Annotated in this window: 20 protein-coding genes; 8 read left to right on the top strand and 12 right to left on the bottom strand. The window is 50.2% G+C overall.

The window, feature by feature from the left end; all coding sequences use genetic code 11:
- Positions 1–13 precede the first annotated feature (13 nt).
- The 5 genes from SIC45_RS13000 to SIC45_RS12980 form a co-directional block, all read right to left on the bottom strand.
- Complete coding sequence (locus SIC45_RS13000) at positions 14–1498, bottom strand: tripartite tricarboxylate transporter permease (protein WP_319632455.1); 1485 nt, start codon at positions 1496–1498, stop codon at positions 14–16.
- A 16-nt stretch (positions 1499–1514) separates the two neighbouring features.
- Positions 1515–1973 carry a tripartite tricarboxylate transporter TctB family protein gene (locus SIC45_RS12995; RefSeq protein ID WP_298787315.1) on the bottom strand — a complete coding sequence of 153 codons (459 nt, stop codon included), beginning with the start codon at positions 1971–1973 and terminating at the stop codon, positions 1515–1517.
- Positions 1974–2048: 75 nt separating this feature from the next.
- Positions 2049–3080 (bottom strand): tripartite tricarboxylate transporter substrate binding protein, encoded by a 1032-nt coding sequence (locus tag SIC45_RS12990; RefSeq protein WP_319632454.1) that lies wholly within the window; start codon positions 3078–3080, stop codon positions 2049–2051.
- A 167-nt stretch (positions 3081–3247) separates the two neighbouring features.
- Complete coding sequence (locus tag SIC45_RS12985) at positions 3248–3928, bottom strand: response regulator (protein WP_319632453.1); 681 nt, start codon at positions 3926–3928, stop codon at positions 3248–3250.
- Positions 3928–5502 carry a sensor histidine kinase gene (locus tag SIC45_RS12980; protein ID WP_319632452.1) on the bottom strand — a complete coding sequence of 525 codons (1575 nt, stop codon included), beginning with the start codon at positions 5500–5502 and terminating at the stop codon, positions 3928–3930. Before SIC45_RS12980 ends, SIC45_RS12985 begins: the two co-directional genes overlap by 1 nt.
- Positions 5503–5649: 147 nt before the next feature.
- Between SIC45_RS12980 and SIC45_RS12975 the strand changes: the two genes are divergently transcribed.
- From SIC45_RS12975 to SIC45_RS12965, 3 genes are all read left to right on the top strand, one after another.
- A complete protein-coding gene (locus SIC45_RS12975) occupies positions 5650–6651 on the top strand; it encodes a zinc-dependent alcohol dehydrogenase family protein (protein ID WP_319632451.1) in 1002 nt (333 codons plus the stop codon).
- Positions 6599–8953: an ATP-dependent helicase gene (locus tag SIC45_RS12970; RefSeq protein ID WP_319632450.1), complete on the top strand. Its 2355-nt coding sequence runs from the start codon at positions 6599–6601 to the stop codon at positions 8951–8953. Before SIC45_RS12975 ends, SIC45_RS12970 begins: the two co-directional genes overlap by 53 nt.
- Positions 8954–9047: 94 nt before the next feature.
- Entirely contained in the window at positions 9048–10526 is a 1479-nt protein-coding gene (locus SIC45_RS12965) for an aldehyde dehydrogenase family protein (RefSeq protein WP_319632449.1), read from the top strand.
- A 43-nt stretch (positions 10527–10569) separates the two neighbouring features.
- Here SIC45_RS12965 and SIC45_RS12960 read toward each other — a convergent pair whose 3' ends face one another.
- Together SIC45_RS12960 and SIC45_RS12955 are read right to left on the bottom strand one after the other, a co-directional pair.
- Positions 10570–11814 carry an MFS transporter gene (locus SIC45_RS12960; protein ID WP_319632448.1) on the bottom strand — a complete coding sequence of 415 codons (1245 nt, stop codon included), beginning with the start codon at positions 11812–11814 and terminating at the stop codon, positions 10570–10572.
- A 63-nt stretch (positions 11815–11877) separates the two neighbouring features.
- Positions 11878–12507: a winged helix-turn-helix domain-containing protein gene (locus SIC45_RS12955; protein ID WP_319632447.1), complete on the bottom strand. Its 630-nt coding sequence runs from the start codon at positions 12505–12507 to the stop codon at positions 11878–11880.
- Between the two features lie 108 nt (positions 12508–12615).
- On the opposite strand from SIC45_RS12955, the gene SIC45_RS12950 reads away from it, so the two are divergent.
- Positions 12616–13134, top strand: a complete 519-nt coding sequence (locus SIC45_RS12950) for a GrpB family protein (RefSeq protein ID WP_319632446.1) — start codon at positions 12616–12618, stop codon at positions 13132–13134.
- A gap of 299 nt (positions 13135–13433) precedes the next feature.
- On the opposite strand, the gene SIC45_RS12945 is transcribed toward SIC45_RS12950, so the two are convergent.
- Positions 13434–15044: an FAD-dependent monooxygenase gene (locus SIC45_RS12945; protein WP_319632445.1), complete on the bottom strand. Its 1611-nt coding sequence runs from the start codon at positions 15042–15044 to the stop codon at positions 13434–13436.
- 163 nt (positions 15045–15207) lie between these two features.
- On the opposite strand from SIC45_RS12945, the gene tenA reads away from it, so the two are divergent.
- Complete coding sequence (tenA, locus tag SIC45_RS12940; protein WP_319632444.1) at positions 15208–15879, top strand: thiaminase II; 672 nt, start codon at positions 15208–15210, stop codon at positions 15877–15879.
- Positions 15880–15908: 29 nt separating this feature from the next.
- Here the strand turns inward: tenA and egtD are convergent, their stop codons facing one another.
- From egtD to SIC45_RS12920, 4 genes are all read right to left on the bottom strand, one after another.
- Entirely contained in the window at positions 15909–16865 is a 957-nt protein-coding gene (egtD, locus tag SIC45_RS12935) for an L-histidine N(alpha)-methyltransferase (RefSeq protein WP_319632443.1), read from the bottom strand.
- A 2-nt stretch (positions 16866–16867) separates the two neighbouring features.
- A complete protein-coding gene (egtB, locus tag SIC45_RS12930) occupies positions 16868–18133 on the bottom strand; it encodes an ergothioneine biosynthesis protein EgtB (protein ID WP_319632968.1) in 1266 nt (421 codons plus the stop codon).
- Positions 18134–18284: 151 nt separating this feature from the next.
- A complete protein-coding gene (locus SIC45_RS12925; RefSeq protein ID WP_298787290.1) occupies positions 18285–19169 on the bottom strand; it encodes an SDR family NAD(P)-dependent oxidoreductase in 885 nt (294 codons plus the stop codon).
- Positions 19170–19246: 77 nt separating this feature from the next.
- Entirely contained in the window at positions 19247–21190 is a 1944-nt protein-coding gene (locus SIC45_RS12920; protein ID WP_298787288.1) for an aconitate hydratase, read from the bottom strand.
- A gap of 227 nt (positions 21191–21417) precedes the next feature.
- On the opposite strand from SIC45_RS12920, the gene htpX reads away from it, so the two are divergent.
- The 3 genes from htpX (at position 21418) to rarD (ending at position 24105) form a co-directional block, all read left to right on the top strand.
- Positions 21418–22317, top strand: coding sequence for a protease HtpX (gene htpX / locus SIC45_RS12915; RefSeq protein WP_298787286.1), 900 nt, complete (start codon positions 21418–21420; stop codon positions 22315–22317).
- 185 nt (positions 22318–22502) lie between these two features.
- A complete protein-coding gene (locus tag SIC45_RS12910) occupies positions 22503–23072 on the top strand; it encodes a copper resistance protein CopC (RefSeq protein ID WP_298787284.1) in 570 nt (189 codons plus the stop codon).
- A 124-nt stretch (positions 23073–23196) separates the two neighbouring features.
- The gene (gene rarD, locus SIC45_RS12905; protein ID WP_319632442.1) at positions 23197–24105 is read left to right on the top strand and encodes an EamA family transporter RarD; all 909 of its coding nucleotides are present in this window, start codon (positions 23197–23199) and stop codon (positions 24103–24105) included.
- Positions 24106–24111 lie beyond the last annotated feature (6 nt).

Genomic DNA, 24111 nt, shown 5'->3' with positions numbered 1-24111 from the left:
GGCCCGGGTTTTTTTATGCAGAAGTTGTCCTTTTCTGGCGAATGATTGGAACAAGGAAGGATAGAAGAGCGACAATCATCATGCTGAGGGCGATCGGCCGGGTGAAAAAGACCGTTAAATCGTCATTGGCAATAGTCATGGCCTGACGGAAGGATTCCTCCATCATCCCGCCGAGGATAAATGCCAAAATCAGCGGGGCTGCCGGGAAATTGTACAGCTTCATCAAATAGCCGAGCACACCAAACGCAAGCAGTAAATAAAGGTCAAACGTGCTGAAGCTGATAGAGTACACCCCGATCATGCTGAACATAATCACGAGCGAAATCAGCATCGGGCGCGGAATCAACAGCACTTTAGCAATGTATGGAATAAGCGGCAGGTTCAGGATCAGCAGAAATACGTTGCCGATATACATACTGATGATAACGCCCCAGAACAGGTCAGGCTGCTCTTCGATTAACAGCGGCCCCGGCGGCACGTTCAGTACAAGCAGGGCGCCGAGCAGGACGGCTGTCGTTCCGGAACCGGGAATACCAAGGCTGAGCAGAGGCACAAACGCACCACTTGTAGCGGCGTTATTGGCGGTTTCCGGAGCAGCGATCCCCTTCACTGCGCCTTTCCCGAATTCTTCGGGACGTTTGGCGATTTTCTTTTCCGTAATATAACCGATAAACGAAGCAATGGTAGCACCAGCGCCCGGGAGCACCCCGAGAAGAAACCCAAGGAAGGACTGACGGGTCATTGGGCCGCTCATATCCTTGAAGTCCTGTTTGGAAAGCTTCAGGCTTCCAATATTGCCCTGGTTTTTAAGTGTCTTTTTCCGGTTGACAATCAGATTGCAGATTTCAGCAATGGCAAACAGGCCCAGAGCGATCACGAGAAAATCAATGCCTTCGAGCAGGTTCGGATTATTGAATGTAAACCGCGTCGTTCCTGTCTGGCTGTCCATGCCAATGGTGACAAACATGATACCGAGTACTGCAGAAATAAGTGCTTTAATCGTCGAGCCGTCGGATAAGCTCGCTATCGCGGTTAACCCGAGCAGCATCAGGGCAAAGTATTCGGGCGGGCCAAACACAATGGCGACGCTGGCCAGAAGCGGAGCGAACAGCATCAGCAGAACAACACTCACTGTACCGCCGGCAAAGGAGGAAATGGCTGCAATCGCAAGCGCTTTTCCCGCCTGGCCGTTCTGGGCCATCGGGTAGCCGTCAAAAGCGGTAGCGACGGTGCCCGAGATTCCCGGGGCATTCAAGAGAATGGAGGAGGTGGAGCCTCCAAACACAGCGCCGTAATACACACCGGCCATCAGGACGAGAGCAACGGTGGGATCCATATTGTATGTCAGCGGAATCATGATGGCGATTGCACTGATAGGCCCAAGCCCGGGCATCATTCCAATAAATGTTCCGGCGAAAACGCCAATCAATACAAACAGCATTCCCTGTACACTGAAAGCGACACTGAGGCCGCTTAAAATTCCGTCAAAAGTTCCCATACGGTCAACCTCCTTTCTACAGCGGCAGAATGCCCGGAGGCAGACTTATATTTAACAGCTGGGTAAACAATAAATAAAGCGTTAAAGGAAAGGCAATGGATGTAACAGCATTGATGATATGCTTCCGGTAGCCCATGAACAGACTGCACAGAAATATAAATATGGTGGACGTTAAAATGAAGCCAATAGGTTCAAGCAGAGTAATATATATAAGAATCATTACTGCCACGCCGCCTAAGTAAAAAATATGCTGTCCAGCTTCCTTGCGTTTTTCCCGGTCTTCTTCACCTTCGCCTTCTTTAATAAAAAACAGAAAGATGCTGAGTACAATCAATAAAAAACCGGCTGCTTTCGGCATGGTGGAAGCAGTAATCATCCCTGTAGCAAAGGCGGGAATCTGAAAGGCCAGGTACAAATAGAAAACAGCAGTTACGATCAAAATTATGCTGACAATTTTATTTGCGGAGCGAAGCATATGGGTCACCTCTTTCGACTGCTTTTAATGTAGGAGGGCTCTGGACGCAGAACGTTCAGAGCCCTTCGTAAGCTGCTACTCGCCGCCCCGGTCGATGCCTACTTCATCAAGCAGGTCCTGCATGGATTCTTCTTCTTCAGCTAAAAATTCTTCAAATTCTTCGCTGTCCATGTAGTTTTCTTCCCAGGCGTAGGATTGGCGCGTTTCCTGCCAGTATTCAGATTCACTAAGTTCCTTAAACGTTTCTTCGTAATAAGCAATTTCGGCGTCACTCATGTTTGGCGGTCCCAAAAATCCGCGCCAGTTGACGAACGTTTCTTCGATGCCCTGCTCCATAGCGGTGGGAAATTCACTGACCGTGTCACCTTCAAGGCGCTCTTCGGCTGTAATGCCAAGTACTTTGACATCTCCGGCTCTGACCTGCTCGACAGTTTCTGTAATACCGGTCGAATATACATCCGCCTGGCCGTTTAAGAGGTTGGTCAGGGCGCTGCCGTCCTGGGCAGATACGTATTTAATAGTCGAAGGATCAATGCCGGCGCCGGCTGCAATTTTGGCAAACTGCATATGGTCCATGCTGCCTGGAGAAGATTCGCCAACCACAGTAATTTCCTCTGGGTTTTCCTTCATATCCTCAAACAGGTCGTTTAAGTCATTCCACTCTGAATCCTCCGTGACGGCAAATGCACCGTAGTCGGCGATCATATTAGAGAGGGGGGTGAAATCCTTATAGTTGTATTCCGACTGTCCGTTTAACGGGACAAGCAGCAGGGGAGGAGAAGCAACGAATGAATACTGCGGGTTGCCTTCCTGGTTATGAATGTAGGACCAGCCGTTGGCCCCGCCGCCGCCTTCCCGGTTAACGACACCGATACCCTGATCAACGATGCCTTCTTTTTCAAGGCCTTCAGCAGCGGAACGCGCCACGGTGTCCCAGCCGCCCCCGGCTCCAGCCGGTGCCACAATTTCCAGTGACTGCTCGGGTTCGTAGTTTCCATCGCCCCCTTCACTGCCTCCAGACGAGCTGTCCCCGCCTCCGCTTCCACAGGCGCTTAAAACGCTAAGCGAAAGTACTCCGGCACCAATCCAATATTTCGAATGCTTCATAATATGTAGCCCCCTTTTTTATATTGATGTAAGCGTAACCAAAAAAAGAAATAATGTAACCGTTTACAATTTAAAATGTATATCTTTCGTTTATTGTATTTATTTCATAAATGTCACGAACACAAATAAACCGGCTGCACGTTTTGGCTGCAGCCGGGGTGAAAGGTTTATTTTTTAAAATATCTGCGTTCGGGCCGGCCGACAATTCCATAAATGGGCCGGACTTCGATTTCGCTTGTGGATAATAAATATTTAAAATAGCGGTGCGCGGTGGTGCGGGAGGCGCCGAGAAAAAAAGCCATTTCATCGGCGGTTACTCCGTGCTCTGCCTGCTGGATATGGTCTTTCACCTGATCGAGCGTGAATGTATCGATGCCCTTTGGCAGATCTGCTTCTGGTTTGGTTTCCACTGGGACGGAAGAAACAGAAGAGGAGAAGTAACGATCAATTTCCTCTTGGGTGAGATTCCTTTCCGGACGGGCCGCCTGCAAAGCCTGGAATTTTTTCAGCGATTCCTCGAGTCTTTTAGGCGAAGCGGGTTTAATAATATAATCGATCACACCGGACCGATAGGCCTTCTGCACGTGTTCGAGATCATTTGAAGCTGAAATAATAATAATGTACACATCATGGCGGTCCAATATTTGCCCGAGAATGTCTGTGCCAAGCTGGTCGGGCAGATAAATGTCGAGCAGCAGTACATCAACCGGTGTGTGCTCCATCGTCTCGAGCAGCTCCTTGGCGGTGCCGGATGTGAACCTGCAGGAGAACCCTTCAATTTGTTCAATCAGCTGTCGGTGAATATCTGCAATGCGAAAGTCATCCTCGGCAATACCAACGTGAATCATCAACTACCCCCTTGCGGCAACGTTTTGGGCAGGTAGATCGTAAAGTAGGCGCCCTGGTTTTCATTGTTGCCAAATTCAAGCATTCCCTCTAGTTCATTAATCGTTCTTTCGACGATCGAAAGTCCGTATCCTCTTGGCTGATTGCCGGATTTTGTAGAGGCCCCCTGGGAAGTAATGTTTACACCTTCCGGCAGCCCGGGCCCATTATCGATCACTTCAAACATAATCTCCTCCTCCATTTCGGTGACAAAAAAAGTCACTTCCGGTGCCGGACGTCCTGCTGCGCTGTCGATGGCATTATCGATAAGGTTGCCTAAAATGGAAACAAGCTGAACCTTCTGAATGTGGTTCGGAAGACTCCCCAGCCGGCTTTCACTGTCAATGTGAAAAGCTGTCTTTTTCTCGGAAGCCCGGGCTGCTTTTCCGGTCAGAATCGCCTGCACGGTCGGATCCTGAATCTGCTGGAAAACTACGGAGTGGGTTTTGCGCTGCTGGGACGTTTCTTCTTCGACAAGCTGCACTGCCTCCTCATATTTCCGGAGGTGCAGATACCCGGACAGTGCATACAGCTTATTCAAGTATTCATGGTTTTGCGAACGCAGGCTGTCCGAATAGCGCTGAATGTCAGAAAGTGTATTGGCCATCTGCATCATCTCCGTTTTATCCCGGAACGAAGAAACAACTCCGACGAGCTGTCCGTCGATAGTGATTGGCTCCCGGTTAACGATGTAAGGAGCCCCGCGGAGCATTAATTCCTGGTCGTATTCCGGCCGTCCGTGCTTCAGTACCTTTGGCATTTCCGAGTCCGGCAGCACGTGATGGATATTCTGCCCCTCGATCATCCCGTTAATGGCAAGCATGTTTCGGGCCGACTCGTTCATCATGGTGATCCGCCCCTCTGTATCAATCGCAATAATGCCCTCCCGGATGGCCGTTAGCACGCTTTCTTTTTCCTGGTACAGCTGGCCAATTTCGTGAGGCTCGAGCCCAAACATATCATTTCTAATATTTTTTGAAACCATCATGCTGCCGATGACACCCAGAGCAAGAAGGACGAGGGAGAGTACAAACAGGAGGCCAAAGCGTTCCCAGATGGCCTCACGCACATCCTCCAGTAGAAAGCCGACGGAAACGATGCCGACAATGTCCCCGTCTTCATCACGGACCGGAGCTTTGCCGCGAAGAGAGGGGCCCCGGGTGCCGGTTGCGATTGATACGTAAGACTGCCCCTGCTCAAGAGCGCGCGCGTTGTCACCGCCAACCATGGCTTCGCCGATTTTCCATTCGTCGGGGTGGGCATAACGGATGCCTTCGGTATCTCCAAGCACCACAAATTCAGCACCGGCCTGCTCCCGGACCCGTTCGGCGTATGGCTGGAGCACCGAGCTTGGGTCCTCGGAGGCATAAGCCCCCTGGACGACCGGAGAGCTCGCTATGTAGGTGGCTGTACTTAGGGCTTTATCTCCAAGCTCTTCTTCGATATCATTATATTCTAAATAAGCAAACACGCCGAAGGAGCTTATCGTAATAAAAGCGACCAGCCCGACCACGAGAATCATGATTTTAGTCTGCATCTTCACATTTTTTCTTATAGAAGGTCCCTCCTTCGAAGATAACGCTTTCAAAAAATTAGTGACCGTATTTTAATATGTGGAAATACGAGTTGTTCAAAGAGTAGCACATCGCAGTTTCAACAGCAATTAGGTGGAAGGAGGGAAAAAATGGCTCCTATCAGCATGAAAGCGTACGTGGAATCTTTCGGGATGCCTTTTGAACAAGTAGGTATCAGACGTGAAGAAAAAAAGGAATTGAGGGCGGATGAGGTGGAGGTACGCATGCGGCGGTCTCCAGTGAATCCCTCGGATCTTATCCCCATTTACGGCCGCTATGCCCACCGGGTGACGCTGCCGCTCGTGCCGGGCTATGAAGGCGTCGGAGTGATCGAACGGATTGGACCAGGGATAAGCGGAGCATTAATAGGACAGCGTGTACTGCCTTTGCGGGGGGAGGGCACATGGCAGTCACTGGTTCATGCGCCGGCAGCCTTAGCCGTGCCGGTGCCGGACAGCCTTTCCGATGAAACGGCTGCCCAAATGTATATTAACCCGGTGACGGCGTACATTCTTTTAACCGAAAAGCTGAAGATTCCCTCCGGTGGAATGCTTGTCATCAACGCGGCTAATTCTGTAATGGGAAGGCTTCTGATTCAGCTGGCCTCCCGGATGAATATTCGCGTAGTGGGCCTTGTACGCCGAAAAGAGGTAATAGGCGAGCTGATGCAGCTCGGGGCAGAAAAAATAGTGACAGCAGGAGATGGGGAAGAAGCGTTCCAGCTGGAGGACGCCCTGCAGGGAAAAAAAGCGGATGCAGCCGTTGATATGGTGGGAGGGGTGTCTGGAACAGCCCTTGCCCGGAGTGTTAAACCCGGGAAAACTTTACTGGCGCTCGGCCTCCTTTCCGGCCGGCCGCTCGACTGGCCATATATTACGGAAACGCTGGGAGTGAAGGGAGCGATGTTTCATCTGAGGCACTGGAACGCCTCCATTTCGGCTGCGCGCTTCCAGCATGTATTTCAAATGCTGTTTCACATGGTGGAAGGCGGAGAGCTCTTGGTGCCGTGTGTCCGGCGTACGTACCCGTTCGGGCAGGTCCAGCAGGCGTTATGGGACTATGAAAGTGAAAAATTCAGTGGCGGCGGAAAAATACTGCTTGGCAGCCCGTGACTGCCTGCTCTATACAAGAGCGGCTGTCCCGATTTATAATAAACATATTCAATCCAACAGAAACGGTGAGAAACTTATGCGGGAATTTTCTTTTTATTCGACTCCCTTCGGTGTAAGCGGAGAAGAAGTACCATATGCAGCAATCGCCAAAGCTACCACAAGCAGGGAGCTCGTATCGGATCAGGAATCCGATGCCTTTTATTTTCGTTCGCTTGAAGCGGACGGTATTTTTTTGAACGAAGCCCAGATTGAAGCCGTACGCTTTGGCAGCGGACCGTTGCTTGCGCTTGCAGGTGCCGGCTCGGGCAAAACGTCGGTGCTTGTCTGCCGGGCCGGCTATTTAATGGCGGTCAAGCAGGTGCCGGCAGAATCCGTGCTGCTGATTACATTTACAAAAAAAGCAGCGGAGGAAATGAAAACGAGAGTGATGAACCTGCCGGGTATCGGTGAAACAGCCAACAATCTGCAGGTGCGCACGTTCCACGCCTTTTTCCTGCTTCTGCTCCGGCGCCACGGTATCCGACAGGAAATTGTTTCAAGCGAGCGCAAAAAGCAGCTGGCCGTTAAGCTTCTGATGAAGGACATGGGCCTTGAAGACGTCTATCAGCCGGAGGCAGTTTTATCCTTTTTGTCCTATCATAAAATGAACGACACCGCCGTCTCGGATCTTCCTGAAAAAGAAACGAGCCAGAAGCAGTTAAAACGTATCTGCCAGGCATACGAAGACTGGAAGCTCGAGCGCAATTATATTGATTTTGATGATATTTTAATGAAGGCCAAAGCATTGATGGACGAGGACCCGGCTTTTCTGCAGCAGCTTCAGGACCGTTTTGAATATGTAATGGTCGATGAATTCCAGGATACCAACTATCTTCAGTACCGACTTGTGCAGATGATCGTGGAAAAGCACCGCAATTTGTTTGTGGTGGGCGATGACGATCAGACAATTTATTCGTTTAACGGAGCCCGGCATGAATTCATTCTGGAGTTTGACCAGAAATATCCGGAAGCACAGACGATTGTGCTCGACGTCAACTACCGCTCCCATAAAGCCATCGCCGGTCTTGGAAACGAAGTAGTGCGCCACAACAAGCAGCGAAAATCGAAAACGCTTCAGGTGATGAATGCGGAAGCTTCTTCACCCTTTTATTTCCGTGCTGCCTCCACCGACGAGGAAGCAGAGCAGGTGGTCGCAGACATGAAACGTGCTGTGGCAGAGGGAGAATGTGAGTGGCGTGACATGGCCGTGCTGCACCGGACGATCAGTGTCAGCCGTGCTATCTTTGAGCAGCTCACAGCCCAGGACGTCCCGTTTGTGCACCATTCCCTCGGCAACCAGATGTTTTACGAGCAGTGGCCGGTAAAAGCCATGATGGACTACCTGCGGCTGAGCCTGAACCCGACGCTGGTGGAGGCGATGCCCGAGGTCGTGCCGACTTTATTTATCTCCCGGGAACGCGGCATGCGTCATATTAAAGAGCAGGAAATATTTTCACCCCGCAGCGAGCCGCTGCTTCATTTAACAGACATGCCGGGCATCCGCCCGTTTCAGCGTAAAAAGGTGGAGGAGCGCCAGAGCATGATTCAGAAGCTGAAGGAAAAACGTCCGGAAACGGCGATCCGCCAGATGCGGCGCCAGTTTTACGACGGCTATCTGGAGGCCGATGAGCAGCAGGTAAGCATGAAAAAGGAAACGCTAAAGGAAACTCTCGATGAACTCGAGTCCTCGGCGAAAAGGTTTGAGAGCGTCTCATCGTTTGTATACTTTGTCGACGACATGCTCCGCACGTTCCGTGAAATGAAGGAGCGCGAGAAGGATCCCGATGCGAACCACGTTTCGCTGATGACGATCCACCGGGCCAAAGGCATGGAGTTTCCGGTCGTCTATGTTATCGGCGCTTCAGAAACGATTATGCCGCATGATTCTGCGCTAAAGGCTGACCGGATGAAGGACCTTTTATACGGTGAAAAAGCGGAAAACAAGCAGACCCAGGCACTGGAGGAGGAACGGCGGCTCGCCTATGTAGCGATCACGAGGGCGAAAAAGAAGCTGTGCATCAGCTCGCCGGCGTTTTACCGCGGCAAGGAGGTTGAAGTATCACGCTTTCTGCTCGAAGCCTTTCCGGGGGAAACACATACCGGGGAAAAGCAGGAAACGGAAACCATCGATGCGCTCGTCTGTGAAGAAGCGATGTGCCCGGCCTGGATACGTCTGTCTGAAGCGCCTGATGTTACTGAAAAAGAGTGCCCGATGTGTAAAGGCAAAATGGTGCCCGGCACCAAACAGGTCATTAAAAAGTAACGCCTGCAGCTGCCTCAGCGAAATAGTTGAATAATCACGTGGTGCAGGCTACGATGAATGAGAGATAAAAATGTTTCTAAGGGGGAGCTAGGCAATGGCAGACGAATCAGTAACATTATATGCATGGATTAACGGAAAAAGGGTCGATGCTGACGAATACATGGAAAGAGAAAACCCGGCTGACCCACAAAAAATCGTGGCCTACGTGCCGAAAACGACCACGGAGCAGGCGGCTGAAGCCATCGAAGCAGCCCGGGCTGCTTTTCCTGCATGGAAGGAAGTACCGGTGGACGAGCGGATTGAACGGATGGAACGGGCTATTCAGACACTGAAGGACCGCACCCCGGAGCTGGCTGAAACGCTGGCGGAGGAACACGGCAAGCCGATTTATGACGCCCAGGGCGAAATGGCGGTTTCAATCATGTGGATGGAACACGCCTGCCAGACGGTTAAAGAAACAATTGCCGATCAGGTGGACGAAGGCGAGGGCGGTAAAACAATCGTCCGCCAGGAGCCGATAGGCGTGGTGTCCGCTATCAGCCCGTGGAACTATCCAATTGCGCTCTCCACCATCAAAATTGCTCCGGCGATTCTGACAGGAAATACCGTCGTTTCAAAGCCGAGCCCGTTTGCTCCGCATGCGGTCAGCCTGGTGATTGAAATGATGGCGGGTGAATTTCCGGACGGCGTGCTGAATCTTGTCCACGGGGAAGCGGAGGTCGGCGTAGAGCTTACCTCCAATAAACATGTGGATAAAATTGCCTTTACCGGCGGTACGGAAACAGCGAAGAAAATTATGAAATCGGCGGCGGATACGATCAAGGATATGACGCTTGAGCTTGGCGGCAACGATGCCGCTGTAGTGCTTCCGGACTTTGACGTAAATGATGAGCGCGCGATGCGCCGCATGGTGATATCCAATTTCCTGACCGCCGGCCAGATCTGCATGATTGCCAAACGCATCTACGTACCGCGTACTCTGTACAATGAGTTCGTGGAAAAGTATCAGGAGGCGGCCAATAAATGGGTGAAAATCGGCAGCCCGTTCGATGAACAGGTCACGACCGGCCCGCTCAATAACAAGCAGCAGCTCGATTTTGTGAAAAACCTTGTCGATAAAGCGGCTGAAAAAGGTGCCGACGTTATTCCGCTCGGCCACATTGTGGATAACGAGCTGTTTGAGCAGGGGTACTTCCTGCAGCCGACCATGGTGCTCGGCGCTGACCAACAGGACGACATTGTGAAAGAAGAACAGTTTGGACCAACAGTGCCGATCGTTCCATACGACACGGTGGATGAAGCGGTAGCAATGGCGAACGACAGCATTTACGGCCTCACAAGCTCGGTATGGGGAGAAGAAAATCACGCCATCGAAGTCGCAGCCCGCATTGAAGCAGGCACGACGATGGTCAATACCGCTGCTGTGCAGGGGCTCGATGTCCGCTATCCATTCGGCGGAGTCAAGCAGTCCGGCATCGGCCGCGAATACGGAAAAGAAGGCCTTCTCGGCTATGTCACCCCTCACGTCATCAATGTACCGAAAATGCGGGATCTGCCTTATATTCCCGAATAAACGAAATCAAGCAGCTGCCCTGGAGACTTCCAGGGCAGTTTTTTTATAGCTGCTGGTCTTTATCCAGCGGAAGTCGGAAAGTGTCTGCTGTGATAGCAGGAACTGGCGGCAGACTATACAGAAACGGGTGAAAAAGCCAGAAACCCCCGAGTATGAAAAAACCAAAGCCGGTAGAAAATAGAATCCAGTATGGGGATGTCCATGAGGCGAGAATACCGCCGGCCAGAGCACCGGCAGGCATAAAAAGAGTAACTATACTGGAAATAGCTGCACGGGTCCTGCCTAAAATATAATTAGGAACAGCGCTTTGTATGACGCTTGCAAATAGTACATTCGAAAGTCCGACCGGGAGCCAGGCAATTCCAAACAGGACAGCAAAAGCGACAGGCGGGAGCTGCATGGCGAGAAGCCAGCACAGACTGCTTAATAAAAAACCACAAGCGTAAATTTTACCGAGAGGAAGACGTGCACAAAGTGGGGCTGCCAATGCGCCGACAAGAACGCCGGCGCTGACAGCTGTTAATAAAAACCCATAAAATTTCGGCCCCTGAAAGGCATCAGCAAAGGCAGGAAGAACAGCATACATAATGCCAATGGTGCCGTTGACGGTCAGGGCACCTATTAACATGATCCAAAATTTTGATCTAAAAATGATGTAAAATCCCTGCTTAAGGTCAGAAGCATATCCGGTTCGCGGCTCCCTGTACTGGGCAGCAGATTTACCGGGAAGCTGGAGCGAAGAAAATAAAATGAATGCAATTAAAAAGGAGAAAGCATCAATCCAATATAAAAATACCGCACCAAATATGGAAATCAGAATGCCGGAGAGCGCAGTAAATAAAATGTCGGTGCCCTGGTGAGCCAACGCAAACAGTGAATTGCCCTGTACAAGCTGGTGAGGAAGCACAGTAAGGGGGAGGGCTTTTTCCTGGGCCGGATACATAAATTGATCAAGCATAGCGAGCAAAGGCATGATAATTAATACGGCGCCAGCGGTAAGAAGCTCAAAGAGGTCAAGCACGGGAATAATTACAACAAGTATGCATTGAAGCAGCTGAGTAATACGCATAGTTTTGGCGGGCGGCCAGCGATCGATGAATGGACCGGCAAGAAACTGCAGGTTTTTAGGAAGCAGAGTTAGAAAGCTGGCAAGCCCTGAGAAAAATGGGTCGCCCGTAATATCAAAAACGAGCCAGGCAGCTGCAATAAAATAAAGACTGTCCCCAATGTTTGTAATCAAACGGCCGAAAAGAAGAAGCATGAAGTTTTGCTGGTACCAGATCGACATAAATACACTCCTTAATAATAAATTTACTCGAGTTAATTTATTTACTCATATATTCAAAAAAATTTAATTGTCTTTTTGGTCTTTTTTAGTATCTGTTTCAAATGCCGGATAATCAATTTCAAAAGCGGTGCTGTGAAAATAGTATAGGCTGGCATTCTCACAGGAGGTTTGGTTTGAACGTTCGGAAAATTCCTCCATGAGAGCAAAATATCTTTTTTTCCATTCGATAAAGTCTTCTTTTGAAAGGTGCATCTGAGACATGTGACCGACGAGGGGCCATTCTTCGTAATCTGAAGCACTGCTTAGTGCTTGATCCACAAACGCGTCGGAAGGAGCAGATAAAATTACGCGCCGTTCTTTTTCTGCCATGCGAAGAAGCATCTGGCGGTTAGATTCGCTTACTTCTTCCGTGTTGGGGAATAAAGAAGGGTCCGGATAAAATCCTGAAGCCGAAGCACGGTAAAACTTCTGCAGTATACCTCCTTTTTCCTCTGTATAAGAGAGGTCAACAAGCTCATGCTTTTGCAGTTCTTTTAAATGATAATGGATTTTTGCGCGTGGAAGGTCAAAATACTCAGCCAATTGTTGGCCGGTCATCGGTTTTTCAATCAAAAGCATTAATATTTGGGACCGGAAAGGATCGCTGACAGCCTTTAGCTGCTCGTAGGTTTCTAGTGTTTTAATCATGGCCATTGCTATCGCTCCTCTTATGCTATCGCTCCTCTTAGTAAAAAAATTTACTTGAGTAAAATATACTTTTTTAGGAACATATAGTCAAGAGCTTTGAAAAGTAGTGATCCGATGCGGACGATACAGGTCGTGCCGTGGAAACAAGAGTGGCAGGGCTATTTTTTCCATGAACAAAAGCTGCTGAAGCTTGAAGCGTGCGGTAAGGGAGATCATATTTATCATATAGGAAGCACGAGCGTTCCGGGTCTCGCGGCAAAGCCAATCATCGATATTCTGATTGAAACGCCCGAGCTTTCCCTGTGGACTGAGGAGCGTCTTGAAGGACTGGGATATACCGGGAAGGGAGAGCACGGCATTGCAGGAAGGGCTTTTTATTACAAAGGAGAGCAAGTCCGCCGCTTTCACGTGCACGTGTTTGAAAAAGAAAGCGAAGGGAGCGGGCGTCACCTGGCCCTCCGCGATTATCTTCGCTCCTTTCCGGAAAAAGCGAAGGAATATGAACTCATTAAAAAAGAGGCGGCGGCCCGGCATCCGCACAGTCCGTCAGAATATATGAACGAAAAGCATGCCATCGTGCAGAAGCTCGAACAAGAGGCTCTCTGCTGGAAACGAACAGAAGAAGAAAACTGACGAAACCATCCACAGACATATACACAATGGGGATGGTTTTCAGTTGGGCACAGAAGTTGAAGAGCTCAGGAAGGGATTTATCCACAGGCTTTGGTACACCATAAAAAAATTATCGTCGTATTTCAGCAGCATGAACGGGAATTTACGGAAAAAAAGACATAAAAAATCGAAGCACCTGCTTCGATTGAAGGTATTACTTATAAATAATTTACTGAATTGAAGAACCGGCTTGTGGATAATGCTTGAAACAATCCGGCATTTCCACAGCCGGTCGAAAAATGGAATTTGGTTGGAGAAAGCTACTGATATAAAGCGGTGTGGATTTTTCTCATCAGTCGCCTGGTACGTACCGGCTGCTCGGCAAAAGCAACATAGCCGTCCGGACGTATGAGCACAGCTGAAAACGTTGGCAACTTCCATTTGACGGCAAGGTCACGGCGGTAATCAAACAAATGGTGGATGTTCGGCTTTGAGGCCCGCAGTATGCCCTTGCGCTGAACAACGAGAATGAGAATGGATGGGCCGTACTGCCGGCGCATCTCCTGGATGCTTTCATCGAGCTGACGGAGCTCCTGCTCGTCTTCGATATAAAACAGGCAGGTAAACTGCTGAATGTGCAGAAAATCCATTACGTCTGCGTGTTCTCCTTCCTCGGTAAGAACCCGTGCCGGCAATGCCCGGGAACCAGCTGGAATCAGTTCTCCCCGGTGCTGGAATTTCGCAAACGAAGCCCTGTTCTGATAGCTGATGTCAATATTGGCGAGTCGCTGGGTCAGCATGTTCTGCAACGAACTGCTTTTGCTCAGCACACTGACAGGGTTCGCCAGCAGGCGGGGAATAAGGGTATGGGAGCGGGTCATCACCTGCATCGCCGTATTGGTCATTCGAATGGTTTTGCGTCCGACCGCGTACCGTTCTTCTTCATACGTATCGAGCAGAGCAGGATCCGAACGGCCGCGCAGCACCCAAGCCAATTTCCAGCAGAGATTGACCGCATCCTGCATGCCTAGGTTCATCCCCTGGCCGCCGAACGGGCTGTGCAAATGGGCGGCATCTCCGGCGAGAAACAGTCTGTGGTCCCGGTAGGCATCAGCCTGGTGGTGGGACGTCCCGAACTGGGACAGCCAGGAGGCATGGGGGAAATGCACCGGCTGCTGGGTAATACGCTGTACGCTTTTTTCAAGATCTTCAAGAGAAAGGTCGTCCCGGTGCTCCCGGTTCTGTTCGGCATGATCAATGGTGATTACCCGGTACGTTCCATCACGGAAGGGAAAGAAGGCAGCTACGCCGCGCTCGGTAATGAATGAGGAGATATCGTTGGAAAGTGGGAGTCCTTCCACCGTGACGTCTCCCAGAAAATAAATGGTTTCATGCTTGCCGCCTGGAAAGGACACATTCATATTTTCCCGAACCGTACTGTGAGGACCGTCACATCCGATCACGTAGGAGGCGCGGATTAATTCGTGCCCATTTTCGGTGGAGCATTCAACCTCTGCGTAGTCACTGTGCTGGGTAATCCGCTCGCAGTGAGTGTTCCAGTCGATAAACTGGCCGACCTCCCGTAGCTGTTTCTTCAAAATATGCTCCGTATCTGACTGCGGCAGCATAAGCATGAAGGGAAACGGCGTATCGAGCGAAGCAAAGGAGGCTCTGGAAGCCCGTTTGCCTTCAGGCTGAACAGTTGCATCAGTAATGGGGAAGCCTTCCTTTAGGAAGGGACGGAGCGCCCCGATCAGGCTGAGCATTTCAAGGGTGCGCGCCTGGATGCCGAACGCTTTGGAAAAGGGAGAAATAGAGCTTTTTCTGTCTAATATCCGGACGCGGATGCCGAGTGCTCTTAATGTATTGGCAGCAGTCAAGCCTACGGGGCCTGCCCCAACGATGCATACATCGGTATTCGTGGTTTTCATGGATTCATCACGCTCCCTTCGTATACTTGTAGTATACCCTGCGGAGGGCTGCCTCATGCACGTGTTGCCGGCGGGAGGCAACTGTGTTTGAATATGAGAAAATGCTTCTGTTGCCTGAGGTCCGGAGCCAACTTAACTCTTATTAAGGGAAAGGAAGAGGTTAATGTCATTTACTCATGATTTAAAGGAAAAACTGCTTCCGGTATGGGAGCAGAACCACACGCATCCGTTTGTGGAGGAGCTTGGGCGGGGGACCCTTGATAAGGAAAAATTCCGTTATTTCATGGTTCAGGATTATCTTTATCTCGTGCAATATGCAAAATTGTTTGCGATTGGCGCTGTTAAAGCCGAAGATGTGGAAACGATGGGGGCTTTTGCGAAGGTGATGGATGTCACCATGAATGAAGAAATGAGTCTGCACCGCCAGTACGCAAAAAAATTCGGGATCACCGAAGAGGAGCTCGAACAGGCAGAACCGGCTCCGACAACACTTGCGTACACAAGGTATATGCTGCATGAAGGACAGAACGGAGGACTGGCTGAGCTGCTTGCGGCTTTGCTCCCGTGCATGTGGAGCTACGCAGAAATCGGCAGAAAGCTCAGTACGTGGCCGGGAGCACTGGAGCATGAGCTGTACGGTGAATGGGTGCAGATGTACAGTGATGACGAATTTCAACAGCTCGCAGACTGGGGCATCAGCATGCTCGACCGACTGGCAGAAAACAAACCCGACGCGGAAAAAAGAAGGATTGAAAATATATTTTTAACGACCACCCGGTTTGAGTATTTGTTCTGGGAAATGGCGTACCAGCTGGAAGGCTGGCCGCAGACATGAAAAAGCCCCCGGTACGCCGGGGGCTTCGTTTATAGGCGTGGGGAAAGCGTAAATACGCCAAACCATTCGTTTTCATCGGTCCACCAGTCGTTGGTTTCCCAGGAGGACTGTCGGGCCAGGTGCATAAATTCCTCTGGAGTGAACTTCCGGCTGTTTTCTGTATGGATCGTCTCGCCGGCACGCATTGTAAACGTTTCTCCGCCGATTGAGAACAGGGAAGGCTTTTCGGCGCGCAGGTGCATTTCGATCCGTCCGAGCCGTTCATTATAAAAAGCCTCATGTTCAAAATGGCCGGTGTTAATACCGGCGTCAAGCTCGCGATTCAGGCGGTGGAGCAGATTCTTATTAAAGGAAGCGGTAATGCCTGCTTCGTCGTTATACGCCCGGTGCAGCACAACCGGATCCTTCTTCAAATCAACGCCGACTACGAGACTGTCCTCCGGATTCATTTGGGACACGAGCTTCTGCAAAAATTCCGAAGCCTCCTTCGGATCCAGATTTCCAATCGTGGAGCCGAGAAAAAAGACAGCTGCGGGCTTATTTCTGCCGCTGTTTAAAAAAGACATCGTTTTCGTATAGTCCGCACATACACCAAAGACCTGCATGGCAGGCACGGCCTCCTTCACGCGGGCTGCGGTGTCGTGCAGGGCGCTAAGCGAAATGTCGACAGGAGTATAGCTAATAGCCTCCGAAAGAAAAGGAAGCAGGCAGCGGATTTTATCAAAGCTTCCGCTTCCAAGCTCAATCAGGGAGGAAGCGCCAATACTTTCAGCAATTTCTTCCCCGTAATCGGACAAAACAGATGCCTCGGTCCGGCTGAGGTAATATTCTGGCAGCCGGGTGATTTCATTAAACAGCATGCTCCCCCGTTCATCGTAGAAATGCTTGGGGGGAATGCTTTTTGGCTCGGCAGTAAGGCCAGTGCGAACGTCTTCAGCCAGGGAGGACAGCGAAGGCTTTAAATCCAATACAGTATAATCAGCCATGGCTATTTCTGCACCCCGTCCTTGGCGAGCCGGAGCCCGCTGAACTGCCACCGTTTTTCCGGAGGGAAAAAGTTACGGTAGGTGGAGCGGATGTGCGACTGCGGAGTCGCGCATGAACCGCCGCGCAGGACCATTTGATTACTCATGAATTTGGCATTATATTCTCCCATGGCACCCTCCGGCGGACGGTTGCCTGGGTACGGGGAATAAGGACTGCGTGTCCATTCCCAAACGTCCCCGTACGCATTGGGAGATGACTGGAGGGGGCTTGGGTGATAGCTTGCAGATTCAAGAAACGTACCGTCTGCTTCGGAGCCGCGGAAAGCATATTCCCATTCCTGTTCAGTAGGGAGGCGGGCTCCGGCCCAGCGGGCATAGGCATCGGCTTCGTAGTAGCTGATATGGGCAATAGGTTCATGAAGGCGCACTTCTTTCAGTCCGTTCATCGTAAAGTAAAACCAGATACCGCCCTGCTTCTGCCAGTAAAGCGGTGCTTTCCAGTCCTGCTCCTGGACAATGCCCCAGCCTTCGGAAAGCCACAGCTCAGGATCTTCGTAGCCGCCGTCTTCAATAAAACGAATATATTCTTCGTTGGTCACGGGCCTTGAGGCGATAGAGAACGCATGCAGATAAAATTTATGCTCCGGGCGTTCGTTATCGAAGGAAAAGTGCAGGTTATCGGTGCCGATAGTCGTTAACTCGTCTTCATAGGCGTGCCATTCCAGCCTGGGCGTCTCTCCCTGTTCGGCAAAAGAATCATTTTCCAGATAGGCGGGGTTAAGTGGGTTCATCGAAAAGTTGAATTTTGTGTCGGTGACTAACAGCTCCTGATGCTGCTGCTCGTGCTGCAGGCCGGTTTCCATTAATTCAGCGATCTCTTCGTTCCACGGGCCTTCCTGGAGAAAGCGTTCCATGGCCTCTTCCACATGACGCCGGTATTCCATGGTCTCTTCGGTGGTCGGACGGGAAATCAGACCGCGGTACTGCTTTGGAAAGGGCTTTCCCTGGGTTTCGTAATAGGAATTATACAAGCCGTTGGAGAATTTTGAAAACTCTTCATAACCGTCAGCATACGGCTTGAGAATGAACTGCTCAAAAAACCAGGTCGTGTGGGCGAGGTGCCATTTCGCGGGGCTGACGTCAGGGTGCGCCTGAATCATAAAGTCTTCGGTGTACAACGGTGCGGTCAGCTTCATTGTCTGCTCACGCAGGGATGTAAAACGTTCGGTAAAGTCAGCTTTTGCAGCATGTGTCTTCGCCTGTACGATAGGGAATTCCTCCTCAAATAAATAGAATGGTGCATAAGTATATGCACATGAAGGTTAAATACCCGCTTCAAAACAGGGCAAAACAACGCGAACGGCCGGAAAATCAAAAAAAAGAATGCCCGCAAAGGCATTCCATCAGGCATATATATTATTAAGCTTCTTTTTGAAGCTCTCTTCCGGTGTAGTGATAAACAAGCTCTTCACTGATTTCCCGCAGCCTTCTTTGATTGGCTGTAGAGTAGGAATCACTCGAAGAACTGGTAATTCCTTTTTTCGTAAAGTATTTGCCGGTTACCTGAGAGCCTCGGGCGCCTGAACCAAGCGATACTTCCAGGTCAGCTCCTTCTTCGGGAGAGTCGCCGAACTTACTGGTGAACTTGTTCAGCCCGCGGTAAAAGGCATTTTTATTATTCAGGCCGAACCCGGTGGAAATGTTGCCCGGGTGGAGGGCGTTTACTTTAATATTTTCATAGCGGAGTCTCTGGGCCAGGTCATACGTATACAAAAGCAATGACAGCTTCGCGAGTCCGTATTGCTTCAGGCCGTTATACTTCTGCTCCCCCTGCAGATTCTGAAAATTCATTTTCGATAAGGCATGTGCAGCAGAAGAGACATTCACCACCCGCCCGTCAGAGCTTTCACGAAGAAGAGGAAGAAGAAGCTCCGTAAGGTAAAACACCCCAAGGTAATTCAGGGCAAAGGTGCGTTCAAGATGCTCCTCCGTCCAGACGCGGGAAGAGTAGACAGCGCCGGCATTATTAATCAGAGTGTCGATCTGGCCATAGTCCCGTGCTACGTTCTCTGCAAGCGTCTCGATTTCATGCAGAAGGGAAAGATCAGTCTGGTAAAAATGAAGCTCTGTATTTCCGGTTTTCTGCTCCAATTCGGTAATCAGCTCTTCGCCTTTCCATTCCTTGCGTCCAACCAGCAATAAGGTATGCCCTTCGGCCGCCAGTTTTTCTGCGACGATTCTGCCGATCCCGTTTGTGGCACCGGTCAGCAGGATAGTTCTTTGATTTTCTACTTTATTTTCCATCAATGAAGGCCTCCCTTAATCATCAAACATAAAGGAGCAGCGCTTCCAGGAAAGAAGCGTCTGCCCCGCCGGTACTTTTATTGTTTAGCGCGTACCCAGTTAATCAGGCCGCCGCGAAGCATCATGTCAATCTGGCGCCTCGACATTTCATGGCGCACGGTGATGGTTTCGTTTTTGTTCTTGATGGCAGCTTCAAACGTATTGTGATTCTGGATATTTTCACGCAGATTCTCAAGCACAATAGTATCGCCGGCATCGATTTTCATATAGTCTTCAGCATCCTCAAACGTGATTGGAAGCACGCCGAAGTTCACCAGGTTCTGCCAGTGAATACGGGCGAAGTCCTGGACAAGTGCAACACGCAGGCCGAGATAGCGTGGGGCAAGGGCTGCGTGTTCACGGCTTGAGCCCTGACCGTAGTTGGATCCGCCGATAATAGCGTGGCCGGTGTCATCTTTAATTGCCATGGCCCGGTTGTAATAGTCTTCATCAGTAATTTCAAATGAAAACTTGCTGATTTCCGGAAGGTTACTGCGGTACGGAAGTACGCGTGCGCCGCCGGCAAGAATCTCGTCTGTGGAGAAGTTGTCGCCAAGCTTCAGCAGTACCGGTACTTCAATGCGGTCCGGCAGCTCTTCCATTTCCGGAAGGGTGGCAATGTTCGGGCCTTTTTCGATTTTTATATTTTTCGCTTCTTCGTAAGGAAGCGGCTCCTGCAGCAGCCGGAAGTCCACGGTTGGCTCGTCCGGTTCACCCACCTTCGGATAGTCCATATCAAGGGTCCGCGGATCGGTGATTTCGCCGTAAAGAGCCGAAGCAGCAGCTATTTCAGGGCTGCAAAGAAAGACGCGGTCTTCCTTCGTACCGGAGCGTCCCGGGAAGTTCCGCGGGGTCGTCCGCAGGCTGTTTTTGTGGGTGGCTGGTGCCTGGCCCATGCCGATACAGCCGTTACAGCCTGCCTGGTGAAGCCGGCCGCCGGCGCTTAGAAGATTGGCAATATGGCCGTTGGACACGAGGTCTGTCAGCATTTGCCGTGAAGACGGATTAATATCAAAGCTTACATTTTCATGCACATTTTTGCCTTTGACGATTTCAGAAGCAATCGCAAAATCCCGGTATCCAGGGTTTGCGGATGAACCGATATATGCCTGGAAAATAGGTTCGCCGGCGATTTCCCGGACGGGTACGACGTTGCCCGGACTCGACGGTTTGGCAATCAGCGGCTCGAGAGAGGACAGATCGATCTCTTCATCGATGTCGTACTGGGCGCCGCGGTCAGCCTTCAGCTCCTGCCATTCGTCCTCGCGGTCCTGGCTTGCCATGAAACGCTTCACTTCATCGTCTGATGGAAATACGCTGGCGGTGGCGCCAAGCTCGGCTCCCATGTTCGCAATGACGTGACGGTCCATGGCACTCAGGTCTTCAAGGCCGGGGCCGTAGTATTCAATGACTTTGTTGGCGCCGGCTTTTACATCATGGCGGCGGAGAAGCTCAAGAATAACATCCTTGGCGCTTACCCAGTCAGGAAGCTTGCCGGTAAGCTTTACTCCCCATACCTGAGGCATTTTTACGAAGAATGGTTCTCCTGCAATGGCCATGGTTACTTCAATGCCGCCTGCCCCCATGGCAAGCATCCCCATACAGCCGTTGGCACATGTATGGGAGTCCGATCCAAGAAGGGTACGGCCGGGACGGGCAAGGCGCTGCATGTGTACCGGGTGGCTCACACCGTTACCCGGACGGCTGAAATACATGCCGAAGCGTTTTGCTGCTGTCTGAAGAAACAGGTGGTCATCCGGGTTTTTGTTATCCTCCTGAATGATATTGTGGTCTACGTATTGGGCGGAAGCTTCTGTCTGAGCCCGCTCAACCCCCATGGCTTCAAGCTCAAGCATCACCATTGTACCTGTTGCGTCCTGGGTGAGTGTCTGGTCGATTTTCATTCCAATTTCTTCGCCCGGAGTCATATCTCCGGAAACGAGGTGTTCTTCAATTAATTTTTGTGCGACGTTGCGTGCCATAAATGGTGTCCTCCTTCGTCAGAATTCCAATTGTGTTAATTCTTTCTGAATGAAAACATGCTCTCTATGCTTATACCTGTTAAGAAAAACTTGTAAACAAGAAATCTTTCTTTTCGTGTAATTTTTAATGTGTGATATTATTAAGAAGAATGAAACCATTCCAGAGACACCTGCGTATAAATAACTGTGTAAAAGAAAAATTGAACCGTTAAGAAGGAGAGAAGGCCATGGGTAAAAGAATCATGCTGTTTCTGTTAACGAACATGATGGTGTTGTTAACAATTGTCATCGTGTTTTCGATACTAAGTTTGTTTGGTGTTAACCTGGGTGCTTATAACTACGGTGCCGGCACGTTGAATCTGGTGCCGCTGTTAATTATCAGTGCCGTTATCGGCTTTGCCGGGGCATTTATTTCACTGGCAATGTCGAGATTTATAGCGAAAAAAGCAATGAATGTCAAGGTGATTGACCCGGATAATCCGGGGAGCCAGGCTGAAAAAATGGTTGTGGAAAAAGTTCACCGTCTCTGCCGGCGCGCGGGGCTTACTCATATGCCGGAGGTTGGAATTTACCAGTCTGCTGAAGTAAACGCGTTTGCGACAGGGCCGACAAAAAAACGGTCGCTTGTTTCTGTTTCAACCGGTCTTCTTCAATCGATGGACGATGACGCCGTAGAAGGTGTTATTGCCCATGAGGTGGCCCACGTGGCCAATGGCGATATGATCACCATGACCCTTCTGCAGGGAATCGTGAACACGTTTGTGGTGTTTCTGGCCCGGGTCGTTGCCTTTGCGGTATCGAGGTTTGTCAATGAAAATATGCGCCCTATTATCCACTTTCTGGCGATTATCGTTTTTCAAATTCTCTTTTCGATTCTCGGAAGCATCGTCGTCGCCGCCTACTCCCGTTACCGTGAGTACCACGCTGACCGCGGCGGGGCAGACCTTGCCGGAAAAGACAAAATGGCTCATGCTCTGCGCTCTCTGCAGAATTATGTGGACCGGGTGGATACGGAGCAGTCATCCATGCAGACGCTTAAAATCAACAACAAGCCGTCAGCTGCTGCGATGCTCTTTTCGTCGCACCCTCCGCTTGAAGACCGGATCCGCCGTTTAGAACAAAGCTGAATATAAGTACTCCCCCGGATGCGCTTCCTGCGTCCGGGTTTTTTGTGCCGGGTGTACGCCAGCAGAAAAGAATATTGCCCGGGAAATATAAAATTGACACAAAAACGTAAATGATATCGTTCGAATTTGGCTTTATATCATGATATAAAGAGTAGAGTGATTTATTTATTGAAAGGAGAAGTCCTATGAAATATAGATTTTTTGGCCTTCTCGCGGTTTTATTTTTCATTACTTCACCTTACCAGGCGTTTGCAGCACCTGCGCTGGAATCCTCAAGTCCTGAAGATGGAGATTCTGTTTTAGAAGTGCCTGAACGCCTTGAGCTTACTTTTGATACAGAAATTGACCGTGTGGAAGACATGTATCTGCTTGTAGAAACCGGCGATGAGATTGAAATGTCGGAGCCTGAAATCAGTGAAGACGGCCGTACTGTAGTTTCCAGCATGGAAAGTGTACTGGAAAATGGAAACTATGTGCTGAATTACAGCGTAACAGGCGAGGACGGGGAAACAGTGCAGGGGGGCACGAATTTCAGCCTGAACAGCAATAAGCCCCTCGAAGAAAGGCAGCAGGAATTAGAAGCGCGGACGGGAGAAAGCTCTCTTTCTGAAGCCGAACAACAGGCTGCAGCAGAAGCAGAAGAAGCAGGGCCGAATATTCCCGGCATGGTGTTTATGGGAACGCTCGGAGTGGCTATTGTTTCCGCATTTACGATCATCCTATGGAGAAACAGAGAGCGTAAAAATAACAGCTGACAGCTTCGATACCCTCGAAGCTGTTTTTTTATGGACAGAAAAATTTCAACGGCTTCAGCCGTTCCTGTTTGCCAGAGAGGCACCGTTGTCCGCTATAATGGGTGAAGAGAGGATGGAGATGCAGATGAGAGAGCAGCAGACAGGCATTGCAGCAGGAGTGGCGGCTTACGTACTCTGGGGGTTTCTCCCGCTGTACTGGAAGCTTTTTAACGATGTTCCGGCGATTGATGTACTCGCCCACCGTATAATTTGGTCTTTTTTGTTTATGGCTGTACTTATCGTATTGATCGGGCGCGCTAAAGGGGTATGGAGAGAAATCAGCCACTCTTTTTATTCGGTGAAAACGACAGTGGCCATTACCGGAGCCGCTTTATTGATTACGATTAACTGGTTTACCTTTATCTTTGCGGTGAATGGAGATCATGTGATTCAGGCAAGCCTGGGCTATTATATTAATCCGCTTGTGAATGTGGCACTGGCCACGGTGTTTTTAAAAGAACGACTTGCCCGCATGGAAATAGCCGCTGTCGTGCTCGCATTTATTGGGGTGTTTGTACTCACTATTTCCTACGGCCAGTTTCCGTGGGCTTCAATTATTCTGGCGTTATCATTTGGTTGTTATGGTATTATAAAAAAAACTGTAGCGCTCGGGGCATGGGCAGGCCTAACCCTGGAATCGTTTCTGGCAGCGCCATTTGCCCTGATTTTTTTAATGTTTTTTTCGGGCGAAACTGCTTCCACCTATGATTCAGGCACGTGGACGCTGCTCTTCGGGGCCGGCGCCGCCACAGCTGTTCCATTACTGCTGTTTGCCTCAGGAGCACGAAAGATCAGCTACTCCCTGCTTGGATTTCTGCAGTATATTGCGCCGACGATTATGCTGATACTGGGTGTTTTTTTATTTAGGGAGCCTTTTTCCTTCCAGCAGTTTACGGCCTTTTTAATCGTTTGGGCGGGACTTGCCCTGTTTACCTATTCCCGCACACGTATCCATATGCAGCGCAGAAAAACTGAAGCAGCTATAAATAATTAAAGCAAA

This window comes from Marinococcus sp. PL1-022 (assembly GCF_033845285.1).
Lineage (GTDB): Bacteria > Bacillota > Bacilli > Bacillales > Marinococcaceae > Marinococcus.
The sequence above is the reverse complement of the archived record's forward strand: the minus strand, read 5'-3'. Positions and strand labels throughout refer to the sequence as shown.